Source organism: Escherichia sp. TW09308, from assembly GCF_000208565.1.
Classification (GTDB): Bacteria; Pseudomonadota; Gammaproteobacteria; order Enterobacterales; family Enterobacteriaceae; genus Escherichia; species Escherichia marmotae.
Genome location: NZ_AEME01000001.1, coordinates 3,267,271 through 3,285,762 on the forward strand (window position 1 = coordinate 3,267,271; position 18,492 = coordinate 3,285,762).

19 protein-coding genes and 2 pseudogenes are annotated in these 18,492 nt (G+C 51.7%); 13 read left to right on the forward strand and 8 right to left on the reverse strand.

Translation table 11 applies throughout. From position 1 onward, the window contains the following. Positions 1 to 35: 35 nt before the first annotated feature. The gene (gene queA, locus ESM_RS0115490) at positions 36 to 1,106 is read right to left on the reverse strand and encodes a tRNA preQ1(34) S-adenosylmethionine ribosyltransferase-isomerase QueA (RefSeq protein WP_001266487.1); all 1,071 of its coding nucleotides are present in this window, start codon (positions 1,104 to 1,106) and stop codon (positions 36 to 38) included. A gap of 295 nt (positions 1,107 to 1,401) precedes the next feature. On the opposite strand from queA, the gene acpH reads away from it, so the two are divergent. After that, the gene (gene acpH / locus ESM_RS0115495) at positions 1,402 to 1,983 is read left to right on the forward strand and encodes an ACP phosphodiesterase (RefSeq protein ID WP_001009874.1); all 582 of its coding nucleotides are present in this window, start codon (positions 1,402 to 1,404) and stop codon (positions 1,981 to 1,983) included. Between the two features lie 4 nt (positions 1,984 to 1,987). Here acpH and malZ read toward each other — a convergent pair whose 3' ends face one another. The 6 genes and pseudogenes from malZ to uxaC all read right to left on the reverse strand — a co-directional run bounded on the left by malZ (position 1,988) and on the right by uxaC (position 9,728). Continuing rightward, positions 1,988 to 3,805 carry a maltodextrin glucosidase gene (gene malZ / locus ESM_RS0115500; protein WP_000979379.1) on the reverse strand — a complete coding sequence of 606 codons (1,818 nt, stop codon included), beginning with the start codon at positions 3,803 to 3,805 and terminating at the stop codon, positions 1,988 to 1,990. A 154-nt stretch (positions 3,806 to 3,959) separates the two neighbouring features. Further along, positions 3,960 to 5,333, reverse strand: a complete 1,374-nt coding sequence (gene proY, locus ESM_RS0115505) for a proline-specific permease ProY (protein ID WP_001515878.1) — start codon at positions 5,331 to 5,333, stop codon at positions 3,960 to 3,962. Positions 5,334 to 5,408: 75 nt separating this feature from the next. After that, a pseudogene (brnQ, locus tag ESM_RS01000000125040) lies at positions 5,409 to 6,461 on the reverse strand (branched-chain amino acid transport system II carrier protein); the annotation flags it as partial. Then, positions 6,459 to 6,731 (reverse strand): annotated as a pseudogene (locus tag ESM_RS1000000129665) (YgjV family protein); the annotation flags it as partial. The pseudogenes brnQ and ESM_RS1000000129665, both read right to left, overlap by 3 nt. Positions 6,732 to 6,813: 82 nt before the next feature. Further along, positions 6,814 to 8,301, reverse strand: a complete 1,488-nt coding sequence (uxaA, locus tag ESM_RS0115515; protein ID WP_001199399.1) for an altronate dehydratase — start codon at positions 8,299 to 8,301, stop codon at positions 6,814 to 6,816. A 14-nt stretch (positions 8,302 to 8,315) separates the two neighbouring features. Further along, the gene (gene uxaC, locus ESM_RS0115520) at positions 8,316 to 9,728 is read right to left on the reverse strand and encodes a glucuronate isomerase (RefSeq protein ID WP_000187442.1); all 1,413 of its coding nucleotides are present in this window, start codon (positions 9,726 to 9,728) and stop codon (positions 8,316 to 8,318) included. A 483-nt stretch (positions 9,729 to 10,211) separates the two neighbouring features. Here uxaC and exuT point away from each other — a divergent pair, with 483 nt between their 5' ends. The 12 genes from exuT to ESM_RS0115575 all read left to right on the forward strand — a co-directional run bounded on the left by exuT (position 10,212) and on the right by ESM_RS0115575 (position 17,488). Further along, positions 10,212 to 11,510: a hexuronate transporter ExuT gene (exuT, locus tag ESM_RS0115525; RefSeq protein ID WP_001517135.1), complete on the forward strand. Its 1,299-nt coding sequence runs from the start codon at positions 10,212 to 10,214 to the stop codon at positions 11,508 to 11,510. 129 nt (positions 11,511 to 11,639) lie between these two features. Next, complete coding sequence (gene exuR, locus ESM_RS0115530) at positions 11,640 to 12,416, forward strand: transcriptional regulator ExuR (protein ID WP_000406032.1); 777 nt, start codon at positions 11,640 to 11,642, stop codon at positions 12,414 to 12,416. Positions 12,417 to 12,603: 187 nt separating this feature from the next. Next, positions 12,604 to 12,738 (forward strand): hypothetical protein, encoded by a 135-nt coding sequence (locus ESM_RS1000000129670; RefSeq protein ID WP_420842026.1) that lies wholly within the window; start codon positions 12,604 to 12,606, stop codon positions 12,736 to 12,738. A 21-nt stretch (positions 12,739 to 12,759) separates the two neighbouring features. Beyond that, positions 12,760 to 13,422: a DedA family general envelope maintenance protein YqjA gene (yqjA, locus tag ESM_RS0115535; protein WP_000422149.1), complete on the forward strand. Its 663-nt coding sequence runs from the start codon at positions 12,760 to 12,762 to the stop codon at positions 13,420 to 13,422. Positions 13,423 to 13,425: 3 nt separating this feature from the next. Continuing rightward, positions 13,426 to 13,809 (forward strand): EnvZ/OmpR regulon moderator MzrA, encoded by a 384-nt coding sequence (gene mzrA / locus ESM_RS0115540; protein ID WP_001166776.1) that lies wholly within the window; start codon positions 13,426 to 13,428, stop codon positions 13,807 to 13,809. A 146-nt stretch (positions 13,810 to 13,955) separates the two neighbouring features. Beyond that, positions 13,956 to 14,324, forward strand: coding sequence for a DUF1090 family protein YqjC (gene yqjC / locus ESM_RS0115545; RefSeq protein ID WP_010379140.1), 369 nt, complete (start codon positions 13,956 to 13,958; stop codon positions 14,322 to 14,324). 37 nt (positions 14,325 to 14,361) lie between these two features. Then, positions 14,362 to 14,667, forward strand: a complete 306-nt coding sequence (locus tag ESM_RS0115550) for a DUF883 family protein (protein ID WP_000031410.1) — start codon at positions 14,362 to 14,364, stop codon at positions 14,665 to 14,667. Positions 14,668 to 14,669: 2 nt separating this feature from the next. Then, positions 14,670 to 15,074, forward strand: a complete 405-nt coding sequence (locus ESM_RS0115555) for a phage holin family protein (RefSeq protein ID WP_000785898.1) — start codon at positions 14,670 to 14,672, stop codon at positions 15,072 to 15,074. Then, a complete protein-coding gene (locus ESM_RS0115560) occupies positions 15,064 to 15,363 on the forward strand; it encodes a YqjK-like family protein (RefSeq protein ID WP_000015590.1) in 300 nt (99 codons plus the stop codon). The genes ESM_RS0115555 and ESM_RS0115560 overlap by 11 nt, the downstream gene beginning before the upstream one ends. Before the next feature lie 186 nt (positions 15,364 to 15,549). Continuing rightward, complete coding sequence (locus ESM_RS0115565; protein ID WP_000732229.1) at positions 15,550 to 15,942, forward strand: DoxX family protein; 393 nt, start codon at positions 15,550 to 15,552, stop codon at positions 15,940 to 15,942. Between the two features lie 69 nt (positions 15,943 to 16,011). Continuing rightward, a complete protein-coding gene (gene yqjG / locus ESM_RS0115570; protein WP_000531191.1) occupies positions 16,012 to 16,998 on the forward strand; it encodes a glutathionyl-hydroquinone reductase YqjG in 987 nt (328 codons plus the stop codon). 121 nt (positions 16,999 to 17,119) lie between these two features. Then, positions 17,120 to 17,488, forward strand: coding sequence for a DUF805 domain-containing protein (locus tag ESM_RS0115575; RefSeq protein WP_000384147.1), 369 nt, complete (start codon positions 17,120 to 17,122; stop codon positions 17,486 to 17,488). A 33-nt stretch (positions 17,489 to 17,521) separates the two neighbouring features. Here the strand turns inward: ESM_RS0115575 and yhaJ are convergent, their stop codons facing one another. After that, positions 17,522 to 18,418 (reverse strand): DNA-binding transcriptional regulator YhaJ, encoded by an 897-nt coding sequence (yhaJ, locus tag ESM_RS0115580; protein WP_001041020.1) that lies wholly within the window; start codon positions 18,416 to 18,418, stop codon positions 17,522 to 17,524. Positions 18,419 to 18,492: the final 74 nt, after the last annotated feature.

An 18,492-nucleotide genomic window follows, 5' to 3' on the forward strand; every position in this document is an offset into this window, starting at 1 on the left:
AAAAACAGTCCAACGTTTAAACCAGCGCCGCGGAATTACTCCCCGACGCGCTCATTAATTGCCTGCGGATTGTACGTGATAAACATCGCATCACCGTAACTAAAAAAGCGATATTTCTCTTCAACCGCCGCTTTATAGGCGTTCATGGTGTGTTGATAACCGGCAAATGCCGAAACCAGCATAATCAGCGTCGACTCCGGCAAATGGAAGTTAGTCACCAGCGCATCGACCACTTTGTACTGAAAGCCCGGATAGATAAAGATTTGGGTATCGTCAAAGAACGGTTCGATGAGAGCGTTTTTCGCCGCCTGGGCCGCGCTTTCCAGCGAGCGCACAGAGGTGGTGCCAACCGCAATTACCCGATTTCCGCGCGCTTTCGCTGCCAGCACCGCGTCTACCACATCCTGCGGCACTTCGGCGTACTCCGAGTGCATGATGTGATCTTCAATCGTGTCGACGCGTACCGGCTGGAAGGTGCCCGCGCCAACGTGCAGAGTCACGAACGCCATCTCAACGCCTTTAGCGCGTAATTTTTCCAACAGCGGTTCGTCGAAATGCAGTCCGGCGGTCGGGGCCGCAACTGCGCCCGGTTTTTCGCTATATACCGTCTGATAAAGTTCACGGTCTGCATCTTCATCCGGACGGTCGATGTACGGCGGCAGCGGCATATGACCGATGCTGTTGAGAATATCCAGCACCGAACGTTGATCATTAAATTCGACTTCAAACAGCGCGCCGTGGCGGGCAGTCATCGTTGCTTTAATGCTTTCGTCATCACCCAGCAGCAGTTCAGCGCCCGGCTTTGGTGCTTTTGAGGCACGAATATGCGCGAGAATACGTTTGTCATCGAGCATCCGCTCAACCAGCACTTCAATCTTGCCGCCGCTGGCTTTACGACCAAACAGGCGCGCCGGGATCACCCGGGTATTATTAAAAACCAGAAGATCGCCAGGGTTGAGCTTATCGAGTAAATCGGTGAAAGTACCGTGCGTCAGCGCGCCCGTCGGCCCGTCCAGCGACAGTAAACGACAGCTACTGCGTTCAGGCATGGGATAGTGGGCAATCAGGGATTCGGGCAATTCAAAAGAGAAATCGGTAACGCGCATGACACTGACTCAGACTAAAATAAGAGGCGGGTAGTCTAGTGCCGGGGCGTCCTCCCTGCAACCTTTACCCTCCTTGATGGATGACATAATCTATACACAAAATCATTCAAGATGCATCGAGATGGCAACTGAATGAGTCCCCAGGAGCTTACATTAAGTAAGTGACTGGGGTGAGTGACAAATCTGTCCGTAACAGATTTGAACACCGTGTAACGGTGGCCCGTAAGGGCGAGGCTCATGGATGAGCCGAGTAACTAGCAGCCAACGAAGAGGCAGTTTGAAGGATGAAGTGTATATGAATTTTTTAGCTCACCTGCATTTAGCCCATCTCGCTGAAAGCTCGCTTTCTGGCAACTTACTGGCTGATTTTGTTCGTGGAAACCCTGAAGAAAGTTTTCCACCCGACGTCGTGGCTGGCATTCATATGCATCGGCGTATCGACGTTTTGACCGACAATCTGCCGGAAGTCCGCGAAGCACGTGAGTGGTTTCGTCGTGAAACCCGCCGGGTTGCGCCTATCACGCTGGATGTCATGTGGGATCACTTTCTTTCCCGCCACTGGTCGCAGCTATCGCCCGATTTTCCGTTAGAGGAATTTGTCTGTTATGCCCGCGAGCAAGTAATCACTATTCTGCCGGATTCACCACCACGCTTTATCAATTTGAACAATTACTTATGGTCAGAGCAGTGGCTGGTGCGTTATCGCGATATGGATTTCATCCAGAGTGTGTTAAACGGCATGGCAAGCCGTCGCCCACGCCTGGATGCCCTGCGTGACTCCTGGTACGATTTAGACACCCATTACGACGCGCTCGAAAGCCGCTTCTGGCAGTTTTATCCGCGGATGATGGCGCAGGCTTCACGCAAAGCGTTGTAAGGCGTTAATTCATCCACACTGTGGCCGATATCGCTGGCAATGTCAGAATCCCGTCCGCCAGTTGCCCGTGCCCTTCTTTGCGTTGCCACGCTGTAACATTGAGCAACGGTGACGCGGGCAGCACCACTTCACACGCTTCGCCACGGTTAATCGCCACCAGCACACGCTGCTGATTTAGCAAGCGCACAAACACCACCACATTATCTTCCGCGTACAGCACCTGACAGCCACCGCGACGCAGTGCCAGGCTCTTCTTACGCAGCGCAATCATTCGCTGGTACAACGAGAATAGCTCCGCATCTTGTTTTTCCACCTGCCACGGAAATGGCTTACGGCAAAACGGATCATTGTTACCATCCAACCCCACTTCATCACCGTAATAAATACAAGGCACGCCTGGCCAGGTAAACAACCAGACAACGGCCAACGGCAGACGCGCGACGTCTCGTCCGAGCAGCGTTTTAAATCGCGCAGTATCGTGGCTGTCGAGCTGATTAAACATACGCAATTGCTGTTGATGAGAAAGCCCGGCGCGATAATTATCCATCCAGGTCATACAGGTTTGGGCGTCAATCTGCTGGGGATCGTAAGAGATATCGGTGTTGGCCAGAAATCCCCACAACGGGAATGTAAAGCCACGGTAGTTCATGGCGGCATCTTCCACATCTGCCTGCAACCACTGCCGCGCATCACCAAAATATTCACCCACAATGTACGCTTCCGGCTGGGTTTCTTTCGCAGCCCTGGTGATCCCGGCGACATGCAGCAAATTATTGCGCGCACCACCCGCTTCTCCCAGCATATGCATCACATCCAACCGCCAGCCGTCCATATTCCACGGCGCTTTCAGCCAGTGACGGACAATGCTGTCTTCACCGCGATAAATTTCATTCACCAGACTTTCCGACTGATAGTCCAGTTTCGGCAAACTGGCATAGCCCAGCCAGTCGAGCGCCGTGCCATCATCACTAAATGAATACCAGTCACGCCAGGGCGATTCGGGGTTGTGACAAGCGCCGCCCGTTCCACGATTGTGCCGGTCAAACCAGGCATGAGAGTCACCACTGTGGTTAAACACACCGTCCAGTACCAGCCGCATTCCCTGTTGCTGCGTATTGTGCCTCAAACGCAGCAACGCCCCGTCGCCGCCAAACTGCGGATCGACGTGGCGATAATCTTCGGTATCGTACTTATGCACGCTGGGAGCTTTGAATACCGGATTGAGATACAGCGCTGTCACGCCGAGTTTTTTCAGGTACGGCAGTTTTTCGCTTATCCCGTCCAGATCACCGCCATAGAACGTTGATCCGCCCGCTTGTGCCGTGACGGGTTCGTCCCAGCCACGCAGTATGATCTCCCGTCCGGCTGCGTGATGATAATAGACATGATCCTGCGTTGCTTCACGTGACTGACTTCGGGCAAAACGATCCGGGAAGATCTGATAAAAGATTTGATCCGCTGCCCATTGTGGCCCGATATCCGGCACATCGACGGCAAACTGCTCCAACCGTGCTGGCGGTATTTGGCTAAAACCTTGCGGCGTAAACCATCGCTGGCGATCGTGCCACAGCAATTTGAAACTGTAGCGCCGCCGTGGCTGCCCGGTGGAGAGAGAGAGCGCAGCCCGCCATGCTGTTACGCCTGGATGCGGCTGACTGCGCTGTTTATGCATCGGCACTGATGTTTCTTCGTTATCGTTTTCCATGCGCAGCATAATGCGCTGTGGCGGCTCTTCGCCTGTCAACCACAGTGTAATAAGCAGTTGATCTTTGCTTTGCTTAACAAACGGGGACACCGGCAGGTGCCATGCATTCAACATCATAATTCCCCTGTGATTAAAATATGATCACCTTGCCACAGCCTGATTCAGGATCAATCATCATCTGAAGGATATTTGGGGGGAGGAGGACGGGGGCGGATAACTTTCGGAATAGCCGGATCAGGATGTGTCCTGATCCGGCTGACAAAAGCGGGAACTAGTGGTTTTCAGCCAACTGGCGGTCGTGGCGGCGTTTAAACATCCAGCCAATCAACAGCACAACAATCCACGCGAAACCAACGTACAGAGAGATGCGCGTTTCAGGGTGATAACCAATTAGTCCGATGATAAAGATCAGGAAAATCAGCCCCGCGATAGTCGTTGCCACCCCACCTGGGACTTTAAATTTCAGCGCCTTAACTTCTTCTGGCGGTAGACGGCGACGGAAGGCTATCTGCGACAGTAGGATCATAATCCACACCCACACGGTAGCGAAGGTCGCCAGCGAAGCGATCACCAGGAAGACGTTTTCCGGCATGATGTAGTTCAGATACACCGCAAACAGCAGCGCGGTGGTCATTACCAGCACTGTGACCCACGGAATACCACGACGCGACGTTTTGCTGAAGATTTTCGGCGCACTACCCTGCTCTGCCATGCCGTGCAGCATACGGCCTACGCCAAACACGTCGCTGTTAATTGCCGACAGCGAGGCAGTCAGCACAACGAAGTTAAGAATGCTGGCGGCAAAAGTAATGCCCATATGCTGGAACGTCAGCACAAACGGGCTACCGGCAGTGCCGACCTGATTCCACGGATAGATAGACATAATGACGAACAGCGTACCGACATAGAACACCAGAATACGCATCGGCACTGAGTTGATCGCACGCGGAATAGATTTCTCAGGATCTTTTGCTTCACCGGCGGTGATCCCGATAATTTCGATCCCACCGTAGGCAAACATCACCATTTGCAACGACATCACCATGCCTAGCCAGCCGTTACTGAAGAAGCCGCCGTTGCTCCACAGGTTATGGATACCTGTCGGTTGCCCACCGTTGCCAATCCCCCAGATGATGATGCCGAAACCAGCAACGATCATGATGATAATGGTGGCGACTTTAAAGAACGAGAACCAGAACTCCAGCTCGCCAAACACTTTCACGCTCATCAGGTTGATGGCGCAGATAATCAGCACTACGCTCAGCACCCAAATCCAGTGCGGCACCGTCGGAAACCAGACGCCCATATAGATACCGAAAGCGGTCACATCAGCGATGGCGACAATAAGGATTTCAAAGCAGTAGGTCCAGCCGGTAATGTAACCTGCCAGTGGGCCAAGGTTTTCCTGCGCATAACGCGAGAAAGAACTGGCAGCAGGGTTATGTACCGACATTTCCCCCAGCGCACGCATAATGATATACGCCGCGGCACCACCGATAATATAGGCCAACAACACGCTCGGACCGGCCATTTTGATGGCGTCTGCCGAACCGTAAAACAACCCGGTGCCAATTGCTGAACCCAGTGCCATAAAGCGTATGTGTCGGGTACTTAGCCCACGCTTTAGCTTGTTCTTACTTTCCATCAATTCCTAACCCATCAACACAATAAAAAACCACGGGGCATCGCAGCCCCGTGGTTAAAACAAATTTTCAGTGATTTAGTGAGCGCTGGAGGCCACCTGACGACCTGCCGCGCGATCCCAGATAATGGCCAGAACCACCATCACCACTGTTGGCATTAACCACGCCAGACCTTGTTCGGCCAGCGGTAAACGCTGCGCCCAGGACGGTAAGATATCGCTGAATGCAGATGCTTTGATCCCGTCGAGAATACCAAAAAGCAGACTGATAAACATCGGCGGAGCAATCACACGGGACGAATTATGCCACCATGAGCGTGTAAAACTTAATACAACCAGTGCGATACATGGCGGATAAATGGCAGTCAGCACCGGCACAGAGATCTGAATCAACTGGCTCAAACCGAGGTTAGACACCACCATCGAGAAGCCGCCGAGGATAAATACCAAGGTACGATAAGAGAGCGGTACATACTGGGCGAAGAACTCCGCACAGGCACAGGTCAGGCCAACCGCCGTGACCAGGCAGGCGATGAAGATTAACGCTGCCAGCAGGAAGCTCCCGCCGCCGCCAAAGGTGTGCTGAACGTAAGCATGCAGAATAGCCGCACCGTTTGCGGATTGGTCAACCAACGACGCGCTGTCTGAACCCAGACGGAACAACGCCAGATAAAGCAGAGTTAAACCAACGCCCGCCATCAGGCCAGCCCAGACGGTGTAACGGGTTAGCAGACGCGCTTCAGTAACGCCGCGAGAACGCGCCGCGTTAACAATAACGATACCAAACACCATCGCACCCAGCGTATCCATCGTCAGATAGCCATTAACAAAGCCGTTAGAAAACGCAGCGTTTTGATAAGCCTCAGTCGCGGTGCTAATAGAACCCGCAGGCCAGACAATTGCAGCAACAGACAGAATGACCAGCGCGATAATTTTCAGCGGCGCAAGGAAGTTACCGACGGTATCCAGCAGTTTGCCCGGATAGAGCGAAACCAGAATGACGATAGCGAAATAGACCAGGCTGTAGATAAACAGCGGCAGTGCAGAATCACCCGTCAGCGGCGCAATACCGACTTCAAAGGAGACGGTTGCCGTACGTGGCGTAGCGAACAGCGGCCCCACCGCCAGAAACTTCGCCAGGCCAATTCCGCCAGTGAGCACAATGAAGATTGTCATCACCCATAAGCTGCGCGTGCGTAGGGTAATCAGTGTACGGATGGCGTTAAGGATGGCACTGGCACCGGCAGGATAGGTGCCCAGGAGAAAGAAATGCACGCCGATAACGGCGCTATAGACCGAAAGCTGCTTTTTGAAGCGACGTTCGTCACGATTGAAAAATGTTGTGATACCAATCAGAAAGGCGATGACACCCACGCCCTGGGCCAGCCAATACGCGGTCATGATAAATCCTTAGCAGGTATGGAAAAGCAAACGGCGCTTCACATTATGAAACGCCGTTTTTTATTAACAACTCATTTCGATCTTATAACGTTACGCCGCTTTTAAAGATCGCCAGTTCGCGGAAGTCGTTACGCTCGTTGCAAGTTTGCTTACCGTTGGCAAACTCAACGATGGTGTCGATAAACTCTTCCAGCAACTGCGGCATCGCTTTACCATGGATCAACTGACCCGCGTCAAAGTCGATCCAGTGTTTTTTCTTCGCCGCCAGTTCGCTGTTGGTGGCGATTTTCACTGTTGGAACAAAACCACCATACGGCGTACCGCGACCAGTACTGAACAACACCATATGGCAGCCTGCGCCCGCCAGTGCGCTGGTTGCCACGGCATCGTTACCCGGCGCGCTTAACAGGTTCAGTCCCGGCGTTTTCAGACGTTCGCCATAACGCAACACATCAACCACTTCGCTGGAACCCGCTTTCTGAGTACAACCAAGTGATTTGTCTTCCAGCGTGGTAATACCGCCTGCTTTGTTCCCCGGTGATGGGTTTTCGTAGATCGGCTGGTCATGGGCAATAAAGTACTGTTTGAAGTCGTTAACCATAGTGACCAGTTTTTCAAACGTCGCTTCATCGCGGCAATGACTCATCAGCAACTGCTCTGCACCGAACATCTCCGGCACTTCTGTCAGTACGGTAGTACCGCCATTAGCAATCACGTAGTCAGAAAAACGCCCCAGCATCGGGTTAGCGGTAATACCAGAAAGACCGTCGGAACCGCCGCACTCCAGACCAAACTTCAGTTCACTGAGTTTGCCCGGCTCGCGCTTGTCGTTGCGCATCACGTTATACAACTGATGCAGATGTTCGATCCCGGCTTCGATTTCATCGTCCTGCTGCTGGCAGATCATGAAATGAACGCGTTCAGGATCAATATCCCCCAGCGTTTCGCGGAAAGCATCAACCTGGTTGTTTTCACAACCCAGACCAATCACCAGTACTGCGCCCGCATTCGGATGGCGCACCATGTTTTGCAGCATAGTACGAGTATTGATGTGATCGTCGCCCAACTGCGAGCAGCCGTAGGTGTGGCTGAAGAGGAACACACCATCAGTCCCTTCGGCGTTGTTAGTTTCTTTCAGGAAACGATTCTGGATCTGCCGCGCGATGCCATTGACACACCCAACGGTCGGCAAGATCCACAACTCATTACGCACCCCGACATCGCCGTTAGCGCGACGATAGATCTGTACTTCACGATCTGCCGCTTGTGCTGGCAGATCGTGAAAATCAGGTTGATAGCGATACTGATCCAGATCGCTCAGATTCGTGCGCGTATTGTGGGCGTGAACGTGTTCCCCCGCCGCAATATCCGCCAATGCATAACCAATCGGCAGACCATATTTAATGACGTTGGCTCCTTTTGCGATATCCGTTAACGCAAATTTATGTCCACGAGCGACGTCCTGACGCAGCGTAACAGTCTGGCTATCGACACTGACTTCTGTGCCTTCAGCCAGATCCGCTAAAGCGACCGCGACGTTATCCAGCGCATGGATCTTGATGTATTGCATATCAACCCCAGACCTTAGTTCAGTTCAATGGCGAAGTAGTCACGCGCATTGTTAAAGCAAATATTTTTCACCATCTCGCCCAGCAGGTTGATGTCCGCCGGTGCTTCGCCTGCTTCCACCCAGCGACCGATCATCTGGCACAGAATGCGGCGGAAGTATTCGTGACGGGTGTATGACAGGAAACTACGGCTGTCAGTCAGCATACCGACAAAGCGGCTCAGCAGACCGAGCTGCGCCAGTTGGGTCATCTGACGTTCCATACCGTCTTTCTGGTCGTTAAACCACCAGCCGGAACCGAACTGCATTTTGCCCGGCATACCTTCGCCCTGGAAGTTACCGATCATGGTGCCCAGCACTTCGTTATCGCGCGGGTTCAGGCAGTAAAGAATGGTTTTTGGCAGCAGGTTTTCTTCGTTCTGTTTGCTCAGCAGCTTAGACAGTTCTTCCGCCATCGGACGGTCGTTGATGGAGTCGAAGCCTACATCCGGCCCCAGCAGTTTGAACTGACGCAGGTTGTTATTACGCAGTGCGCCAATGTGGTACTGCTGCACCCAACCGCGACGTGCGTATTCGGCACCAAGGAACACCAGTACCGCAGTTTTAAACTGTGCCACTTCGTGCTCACTCAGAGTTTCACCAGCCAGACGGCGTGCCAGGATGCTATCCAGTTCCGCTTCGTTCGCTTCGGCAAACATCACCACATCCAGCGCGTGGTCAGACACTTTACAACCGTGAGCGGCGAAGTGATCCAGACGTTTGGTCAGGGCGGTTTGCAGATCAGCAAAGCGGCGAATGTCGGTGTCGGAAACTTCGCCCAGCTTCGCCATATAGTCGTTAAAAGTCGCCTGTTCGATGTTGAAGGCTTTATCCGGACGCCAGCTCGGCAGCACTTTAATGGTGAAAGAACCGTCTTTGGCGATCTCTGCGTGATGTTCCAGAGAATCAATCGGATCGTCGGTGGTGCCAACCATTTTCACATTCATCTGCTGCATGATGCCGCGCGCGGAGAAGTTATCCTGCGCCAGCAATTCGTTACATTCGTTCCAGATCTCATCGGCAGTCGACGGAGACAGCAGTTTACCGGTGATACCAAACGGACGGCGCAGTTCCAGATGCGTCCAGTGGTATAACGGGTTGCCGATAGTGTGTGGAACGGTCGCCGCCCACGCATCAAACTTCTCACGGTCAGAGGCATCACCTGTACACAAGCGTTCAGCCACGCCATTGGTACGCATTGCACGCCATTTGTAGTGATCACCTTTCAACCAGATGTCATACAAATTCTTAAAGCGATAATCTTCTGCGATCTGCTGCGGCGGCAAATGACAGTGGTAATCGAAAATCGGCTGGTCTTTTGCGTAGTCGTGATACAGGCGGCGGGCAAATTCAGTATCTAACAGGAAATCTTCAGTCATAAACGGAGTCATTTTCGTCTTCCTCTCAACGAGTGAGCTAGCTTGCTTATGGTGCGATGCTGACAAAGTTATCACACCAATTTCCAGAGCCAGAAGATATTTTCGTGAGTTAGATCAATAAACGTAGTTAAAAAAATTACTCTCAAAGTGGTAAACACCGCCGCAAGCCGCGCCATTTCTGGCCTCGTCATTATCCAGTAATGTCCCTACAAATATTCGCACATTTGTGATGGCTCTCACCTTTTAAAGTTGTATGACAAGTTATCTTTCTGCCGTCGCAAATCATAAGTCGACGGAATGCAAATTGCTGATTCATTCATTTGTTAGATGAATCGGGTTGACCGGTACGGAAGCCGAATTAGCACGAAACTTTCATGGCAACGTTCGGGGCGTGCCGGTTTTTTTTTCGGTTACCCGGTCGTAACTAACATCTTCAGCCTCTGGCGGGATGATGGCCGCGATTCCTGCGGATATAACAAAACGATGAGGTTTTACATGCGTAAAATTAAAGGGTTACGTTGGTACATGATCGCACTGGTGACGCTCGGCACCGTGCTTGGCTACCTGACGCGTAACACTGTAGCGGCGGCTGCGCCAACTCTGATGGAAGAGTTAAACATCTCCACCCAACAGTATTCCTACATCATCGCAGCCTATTCTGCTGCTTATACGATCATGCAACCGGTAGCGGGTTATGTACTGGATGTTCTGGGTACAAAAATCGGTTACGCGATGTTTGCCGTGTTGTGGGCAGTGTTCTGTGGCGCTACCGCGCTGGCGGGTAGCTGGGGCGGCCTGGCGATTGCTCGTGGTGCAGTAGGTGCTGCTGAAGCGGCAATGATCCCGGCGGGTCTGAAAGCCAGCTCCGAATGGTTCCCGGCGAAAGAGCGTTCCATCGCAGTAGGTTACTTTAACGTTGGTTCTTCAATTGGCGCGATGATTGCACCGCCGCTGGTAGTATGGGCAATCGTAATGCATAGCTGGCAGATGGCATTTATCATCTCTGGTGCATTGAGCTTTATCTGGGCGATGGCATGGCTGATTTTCTATAAGCATCCACGCGACCAGAAGCATCTGACCGATGAAGAACGCGACTACATTATTAATGGTCAGGAAGCCCAGCACCAGGTTGGCACGGCGAAAAAACTGTCCGTTGGTCAGATCCTGCGTAACCGTCAGTTCTGGGGTATCGCACTGCCGCGCTTCCTGGCGGAACCCGCCTGGGGTACTTTCAACGCGTGGATCCCGCTGTTCATGTTTAAAGTTTACGGCTTTAACCTGAAAGAGATCGCTATGTTTGCCTGGATGCCGATGCTGTTTGCTGACCTCGGTTGCATCCTCGGTGGTTACCTGCCGCCGCTGTTCCAGCGCTGGTTTGGTGTGAACCTGATCGTGTCCCGTAAGATGGTTGTAACGCTGGGTGCGGTACTGATGATTGGCCCGGGTATGATCGGTCTGTTCACCAACCCGTATGTAGCGATTATGCTGCTGTGTATCGGTGGTTTTGCTCACCAGGCACTGTCTGGCGCGCTGATTACGCTCTCTTCTGACGTGTTCGGTCGTAACGAAGTGGCAACGGCAAACGGTCTGACCGGGATGTCCGCATGGCTGGCAAGTACGCTGTTTGCGCTGGTTGTGGGTGCACTGGCTGACACCATCGGCTTCAGCCCGCTGTTCGCGGTACTGGCAGTGTTCGACCTGTTAGGCGCGCTGGTTATCTGGACGGTATTGCAGAACAAACCAGCGATTGAGGTGGCGCAGGAAACACATAACGATCCCGCACCGCAACATTAACGCAAAGTATAAGTTTTAGTTTCCCTTCGAAGCCGCCTTTTCAGGCGGCTTTTTCATCACTGCGAGTAGAGCAAATCTCGCAAAAGTGGTATAACAAATATAGTCTGCTGTATCATGCCTGGAGCGCATATGGAAATCTCTGAACCACGCCGTTTGTACCAACAACTTGCTGCTGACCTGAAAGAGCGCATCGAGCAGGGCGTCTATCTGGTGGGTGATAAATTACCCGCCGAACGTTTTATTGCCGATGAAAAAAACGTCAGCCGCACCGTGGTTCGTGAAGCCATCATCATGCTGGAAGTAGAAGGCTATGTAGAGGTGCGTAAAGGCTCAGGTATTCATGTGGTTTCCAACCAGCCTCGCCATCAGCAAGCGGCTGACGATAATATGGAATTTGCTAATTACGGTCCGTTTGAGTTGCTCCAGGCACGCCAGCTCATCGAAAGCAATATTGCTGAGTTTGCCGCTACCCAGGTCACTAAACAGGACATCATGAAACTGATGGCCATCCAGGAGCAGGCACGCGGCGAACAATGCTTCCGCGATTCCGAGTGGGACTTGCAGTTTCATATTCAGGTAGCCCTGGCAACGCAGAACTCGGCGCTGGCAGCCATCGTTGAGAAAATGTGGACCCAGCGTAGCCATAACCCGTACTGGAAAAAACTCCACGAACACATTGATTCTCGTACCGTCGATAACTGGTGCGATGACCACGATCAAATCCTTAAAGCGCTGATTCGCAAAGATCCCCATGCCGCTAAACTGGCAATGTGGCAGCATCTGGAAAACACTAAAATTATGTTATTTAACGAAACCAGTGATGATTTCGAGTTCAATGCTGACCGTTACCTGTTTGCTGAAAACCCGGTTGTACATCTGGATACGGCTGCCAATAGCAATAAATAGCCCTCTCTTCTGACAGGCGCTGCCAGGTGCCTGTGCGCTTTATCAGTAAGCGAAAAGTATAAAGTGTCAGCCTGTGTAAATCCTCTCGCCACCCTCCCCTGCAATCAGCAAAATCAGACCCCACGGACATGTAATTTTGATAACGAACAACGTTGACCTTTGTTACAATTAGATTCAATTTGAATTTATGCTATTAAATGTTTTCTTATCTCACGTTTTAACAGGGAATAGTTCAGGCCGTGTTGGTGTCCCGACCCGCAATCCATACAAAAACAGTAATAACCTGGCGGGAGTGCATCATTTAAAACCGGCGTGGCGTTAACCGATTCACCAGGAATAATGAATGGAACTTTTGACCCAATTACTGCAAGCCCTGTGGGCGCAGGATTTTGAAACGCTGGCCAATCCATCGATGATTGGCATGTTGTATTTTGTCTTGTTTGTAATTTTGTTCCTTGAAAACGGCTTGCTTCCGGCAGCCTTTTTACCGGGCGACAGCTTACTGGTGTTGGTCGGTGTATTGATTGCTAAAGGCGCGATGGGGTATCCGCAAACGATTCTGTTACTGACCGTTGCCGCCAGCCTTGGCTGCTGGGTCAGTTACATACAGGGGCGATGGCTGGGCAATACCCGCACCGTGCAAAACTGGCTTTCCCATTTACCCGCGCACTATCACCAACGCGCACATCATCTTTTTCACAAACACGGTTTATCCGCGTTGCTGATTGGCCGCTTTATTGCGTTTGTCAGAACATTACTGCCGACTATTGCCGGGTTGTCAGGGCTGAATAATGCCCGTTTTCAGTTCTTCAACTGGATGAGCGGTCTGCTGTGGGTGTTGATCCTGACAACCTTAGGATACATGCTCGGCAAAACGCCGGTATTTTTGAAGTATGAGGATCAGCTCATGTCATGCCTGATGCTGCTCCCGGTGGTACTGCTGGTGTTTGGTCTGGCAGGTTCTTTGGTTGTGTTATGGAAAAAGAAATATGGAAATCGGGGGTAAGGGATGCAAATACCTCGCATGTCGCTTCGTCAGCTAGTCTGGTCCGGCGCTGCTTTACTGCTGGTCGGCACGCTGCTGCTGGCCTGGTCCGCGGTTCGTCAGCAAGATTCAACGCTGGCGATCCGTGCCGTTCATCAAGGCACGACGATGCCAGACGGTTTTTCCATCTGGCATCACCTTGACGCTCACGGCATTCCTTTCAAAAGCATCACTCCCAAGAATGACACTCTACTGATTACATTTGATTCCAGCGACCAGAGTGCCGCCGCAAAAGCTGTTCTCGACAGAACATTGCCTCATGGCTACATCATTGCACAGCAGGACAATAATAGTCAGGCTATGCAGTGGCTGACCCGGCTGCGAGATAACTCTCATCGCTTCGGATAACTTCCTGTTATCCGAAACATATCACTCACTTTGGTGATTTCACTGTTACTGTCTATGATTAATGAGGCGGTGGTTAACACTACCGCTTCGTTGTCTGGACAATCGTTCCTCTGTAATGGGTCCGAGTCACAATGGAAGGTTCAAGAATGAAATACCGCATCGCTTTAGCTGTTTCTCTTTTTGCTCTTAGTGTCAGTAGTTATGCCACTACTCTTTGTCAGGAAAAGGAGCAAAATATCCTTAAGGAGATCAGCTATGCTGAAAAACACCAAAACCAGAATCGTATCAACGGCCTGAACAAAGCCCTTAGAGAAGTACGGGCCAATTGTTCAGATAGCCAACTGCGCGCCGATCATCAGAAGAAAATCGCAAAGCAGAGAGATGAGGTAGCGGAACGCAAACATGATTTAGCCGAGGCCAAACAAAAAGGCGATGCGGATAAGATTGCCAAACGCGAACGGAAACTGGCAGAAGCGCAGGAAGAGCTGAAAAAGCTGGAAGCGCGCGCCTACTAATCCACAATAGTCACTACTTACTCACCTGGAGAAAACTATGTCGAAAGAACACACTACGGAACATCTGCGTGCTGAGTTGAAATCCCTGTCTGATACGCTGGAAGAAGTACTAAGCGCTTCAGGAGAGAAGTCGAAAGAAGAGTTGAGTAAGATTCGCAGCAAAGCGGAGCAGGCACTGAAACAGAGCCGTTACCGTCTGGGTGAAACCGGTGATGCAATTGCCAAACAGACCCGTGAAGCGGCGGCACGTGCCGATGAATACGTGCGTGAAAATCCGTGGACAGGCGTAGGCATTGGCGCTGCCGTCGGTGTAGTGTTGGGCGTTCTACTGTCTCGTCGTTAATTATGGCGGACACTCAGCACGCGCAAGGGCCCGGTAAAAGCGTTCTGGGCATCGGGCAGCGAATTGTCACTATCATGGTTGAAATGGTGGAGACACGTCTGCGGCTGGCGGTGGTTGAACTGGAAGAAGAAAAAGCCAATATCTTTCAGTTATTACTGATGCTGGGTCTGACGATGCTTTTTGCTGCATTTGGTCTTATGAGCCTGATGGTGCTGATTATCTGGGCGATTGATCCGCAATATCGCCTGAATGCAATGATTGCCACCACCGTGGTGTTGTTCCTTTTAGCGCTGATTGGCAGTATCTGGACATTACGCAAGTCGCGGAAATCGACCCTGTTGCGCCATACGCGCCATGAACTGGCGAACGATCGGCAACTGCTCGAGGAGGAGTCCCGTGAGCGGTAAAGTCGAACGTGAACGCCGCAAGGCACAGCTACTTAGCCAGATCCAGCAACAACGGCTGGATCTTTCCGCCAGTCGTCGTGACTGGCTGGAGGCAACAGGCGCTTACGATCGTCGCTGGAATATGCTGTTGAGTTTGCGCTCCTGGGCGCTGGTTGGCAGCAGCGTGATGGCTATCTGGACAATTCGCCATCCGAATATGCTGGTTCGCTGGGCCAGACGCGGTTTTGGCGTCTGGAGTGCCTGGCGTCTGGTTAAAAGTACGATTAATCAGCAGCAGCTTCGCGGTTAATTACCTCTCTGGCCGGAGTCATTCCGGCCTTATCCCTCAAATTTTTTGAAAATTTTTGACAGTTTTCCTTGCTAACAATCACCATTCACTACGTTTATGCTTCTCTCCATCGACAGCAACGACGCTAATACCGCGCTCTTGCAGAAAAAAACAATCAGCGGCCTGAGTGGCGCAGTGGAGAGTAAGATGAAAAAATTAGAAGATGTTGGTGTACTGGTAGCGCGTATTTTAATGCCAATTCTGTTTATTAGCGCAGGTTGGGGGAAAATTACCGGTTATGCAGGCACGCAACAATACATGGAAGCGATGGGTGTCCCGGGCTTTATGCTGCCGCTGGTGATCCTGCTTGAGTTCGGTGGCGGTCTGGCAATCCTGTTCGGTTTCCTGACACGTACCACCGCACTGTTTACCGCTGGCTTTACACTGTTGACGGCATTTTTATTTCACAGCAACTTTGCCGAAGGCATGAACTCGCTAATGTTTATGAAAAATATGACTATTTCTGGTGGATACCTGCTTCTGGCGATTACCGGTCCGGGCGCATATAGCATCGACCGCCTGCTGAATAAAAAGTGGTAAGCACAGGCTATACTTAACGATAAAAAACGAGGAGGAAGCTCCTCGTTTTTGCTATTGGAGGAGAGAAAAATGGGTCAACTGATTGACGGTGTCTGGCATGACACCTGGTACGACACAAAATCCACCGGCGGTAAATTTCAACGTTCAGCTTCCGCATTTCGTAACTGGCTCACTGCCGATGGCGCGCCTGGGCCGACTGGCAAAGGTGGTTTTGTCGCAGAAAAAAACCGCTACCATCTCTATGTTTCACTCGCCTGCCCGTGGGCACACCGCACGCTGATTATGCGTAAACTCAAAGGTCTGGAACCGTTCATCTCTGTTTCCGTGGTGAACCCACTGATGCTGGAAAATGGCTGGACCTTTGATGACAGTTTTCCAGGTGCAACCGGCGACACGCTCTATCAACACGAGTTTCTGTATCAGCTTTACCTTCATGCCGATCCGCACTATAGCGGTCGTGTCACCGTTCCCGTGCTGTGGGACAAAAAGAATCACACCATCGTCAGCAACGAATCAGCGGAAATCATCCGCATGTTCAATACCGCTTTTGATGCGCTGGGTGCGAAAGCTGGTGATTACTACCCGCCTGCACTGCAAACGAAAATTGACGAACTCAATGACTGGATTTACGACACCGTTAACAATGGCGTCTATAAGGCCGGTTTCGCCACCAGCCAACAGGCCTATGACGAAGCAGTAGTAAAAGTATTTGAATCACTGGCGCGCCTGGAACAGCTCTTAGGGCAGCATCGCTTCCTGACAGGTAACCAGCTCACCGAAGCCGATATTCGCCTGTGGACCACATTGATCCGTTTTGATCCGGTGTATGTCACCCACTTCAAGTGCGATAAGCACCGCATCAGCGATTACCTGAACCTGTACGGCTTCCTGCGCGATATCTACCAGATGCCGGGGATTGCCGAAACTGTCAATTTCGATCATATCCGTAATCACTACTTCCGCAGCCATAAGACCATCAATCCCACCGGGATTATTTCGATTGGTCCGTGGCAGGATCTCGATGAACCACACGGGCGGGATGTTCGCTTCAGCTAAACAAAGGTACCCTTCACGATGCCTTATTAATTCATCAAGTTAATATTTACTGTCATTTCATTCATGTCTATTCTTAATTTGCTGCTTTAAAAACAAGTGATTGAGCAAAATTGAGGCAAAAATGGACTGGTATCTGAAAGTACTGAAAAATTATGTCGGTTTCCGGGGACGTGCGCGGCGCAAAGAGTACTGGATGTTTATTCTGGTCAACATCATCTTTACGTTCGTGCTGGGGCTGCTGGACAAAATGTTAGGCTGGCAACGCGCCGGTGGCGAGGGCATTCTGACGACCATCTATGGCATTCTGGTGTTTTTACCGTGGTGGGCGGTTCAGTTCCGTCGCCTGCACGACACCGACCGCTCGGCATGGTGGGTGCTACTGTTCTTAATCCCGGTTATCGGCTGGCTGATTATCATCGTGTTTAACTGCCAGGCGGGTACACCAGGTGAAAACCGGTTTGGGCCAGACCCAAAACTGGAACAAGAATAATAATTAAGCACCTTGCAAAAGGTGCTTAATGGATTATTTTGCCGTAAACAATTTAGGGATTTCTCGCAAACACCAGGATTTTGCCTCCCCCATACTGTCGCGACGCCAGGCCATAATAATATCGATTTCGCTGGTCGATTCCGGGCTGACTACACGCAACCGCCCTTCAGCAATATCTTTTTCGACCATCGGGTACGGCATGGTTGCCACGCCAAGCCCCGCCAGTAACGCCTGCCGTTTATCTTCAATGGTGCTGACCGTTAAGCGCGGCTGTTTGTCCAGCAACTGCACCGTCAATACCGGACGCTCACGGGCGGTATCTGCCACCGCGATCCCACGATATTTCACACGCGTAACCTCCGAAAGCGGCTCCGGCTCCTGATGAATCGGGTGATTCGGCGCGGCGACGTAGACATTCATTAAGGTATAGAGCTTGCGCGAGTTGATCTCCGACGAAGAACGAAAATGCATATCCGGCGCGATAACAATATCTGCCCGGCCCTGCTCCAGTCGCTCCCACGCCCCCGCCAGCACCTCGGTGATGATTGCCAGTTGGGTATTGGCTTTCGCCGCCAGTTTGTCGATTAGCGGGAAAAAGGCCGATGTCGGCACCAGCGCCTCGGTCACAATAGTGAGATGTGTTTCCCAACCGCGCGCGAGGGCTTCGGCATCAGTAGTCAGTTTATCTGCTGCCTCCAGCAGAACACGTCCCCGCTCCAGCAACATACGCCCGACATTGGTGAATTTTGTCCGATGCCCCGAGCGGTCAAACAGCACCACATCCAGCTCTTCTTCCAGTTTTTGCATGGTGTAGCTAAGCGCAGAAGGCACGCGTCCCAGCTCATCTGCTGCTGCCGCAAAACTGCCACGGCGATCAATAGCATCCATAACACGCAGTGCTTCCAGCGTTAATGCCCTTTCTTTGGCCATGTCGTTCTCATTCAGGAAATTTGAACATACCGGGCAGAATATCTGGCTAACAATGTAGCGTCCAGCCCCTTACC

What these genes read in the sequence shown, in the direction of transcription:
- yhaJ (WP_001041020.1), bottom strand. Translation starts at nt 18,418, where the DNA reads ATGGCCAAAGAAAGGGCATTAACGCTGGAAGCACTGCGTGTTATGGAT.
- ESM_RS1000000129670 (WP_420842026.1), top strand. Translation starts at nt 12,604, where the DNA reads ATGCTATTAAATGTTTTCTTATCTCACGTTTTAACAGGGAATAGTTCA.
- uxaA (WP_001199399.1), bottom strand. Translation starts at nt 8,301, where the DNA reads ATGCAATACATCAAGATCCATGCGCTGGATAACGTCGCGGTCGCTTTA.
- malZ (WP_000979379.1), bottom strand. Translation starts at nt 3,805, where the DNA reads ATGATGTTGAATGCATGGCACCTGCCGGTGTCCCCGTTTGTTAAGCAA.
- ESM_RS0115550 (WP_000031410.1), top strand. Translation starts at nt 14,362, where the DNA reads ATGTCGAAAGAACACACTACGGAACATCTGCGTGCTGAGTTGAAATCC.
- yqjA (WP_000422149.1), top strand. Translation starts at nt 12,760, where the DNA reads ATGGAACTTTTGACCCAATTACTGCAAGCCCTGTGGGCGCAGGATTTT.
- proY (WP_001515878.1), bottom strand. Translation starts at nt 5,333, where the DNA reads ATGGAAAGTAAGAACAAGCTAAAGCGTGGGCTAAGTACCCGACACATA.
- exuR (WP_000406032.1), top strand. Translation starts at nt 11,640, where the DNA reads ATGGAAATCTCTGAACCACGCCGTTTGTACCAACAACTTGCTGCTGAC.
- acpH (WP_001009874.1), top strand. Translation starts at nt 1,402, where the DNA reads ATGAATTTTTTAGCTCACCTGCATTTAGCCCATCTCGCTGAAAGCTCG.
- mzrA (WP_001166776.1), top strand. Translation starts at nt 13,426, where the DNA reads ATGCAAATACCTCGCATGTCGCTTCGTCAGCTAGTCTGGTCCGGCGCT.
- uxaC (WP_000187442.1), bottom strand. Translation starts at nt 9,728, where the DNA reads ATGACTCCGTTTATGACTGAAGATTTCCTGTTAGATACTGAATTTGCC.
- ESM_RS0115565 (WP_000732229.1), top strand. Translation starts at nt 15,550, where the DNA reads ATGAAAAAATTAGAAGATGTTGGTGTACTGGTAGCGCGTATTTTAATG.
- ESM_RS0115555 (WP_000785898.1), top strand. Translation starts at nt 14,670, where the DNA reads ATGGCGGACACTCAGCACGCGCAAGGGCCCGGTAAAAGCGTTCTGGGC.
- queA (WP_001266487.1), bottom strand. Translation starts at nt 1,106, where the DNA reads ATGCGCGTTACCGATTTCTCTTTTGAATTGCCCGAATCCCTGATTGCC.
- yqjG (WP_000531191.1), top strand. Translation starts at nt 16,012, where the DNA reads ATGGGTCAACTGATTGACGGTGTCTGGCATGACACCTGGTACGACACA.
- yqjC (WP_010379140.1), top strand. Translation starts at nt 13,956, where the DNA reads ATGAAATACCGCATCGCTTTAGCTGTTTCTCTTTTTGCTCTTAGTGTC.
- ESM_RS0115575 (WP_000384147.1), top strand. Translation starts at nt 17,120, where the DNA reads ATGGACTGGTATCTGAAAGTACTGAAAAATTATGTCGGTTTCCGGGGA.
- exuT (WP_001517135.1), top strand. Translation starts at nt 10,212, where the DNA reads ATGCGTAAAATTAAAGGGTTACGTTGGTACATGATCGCACTGGTGACG.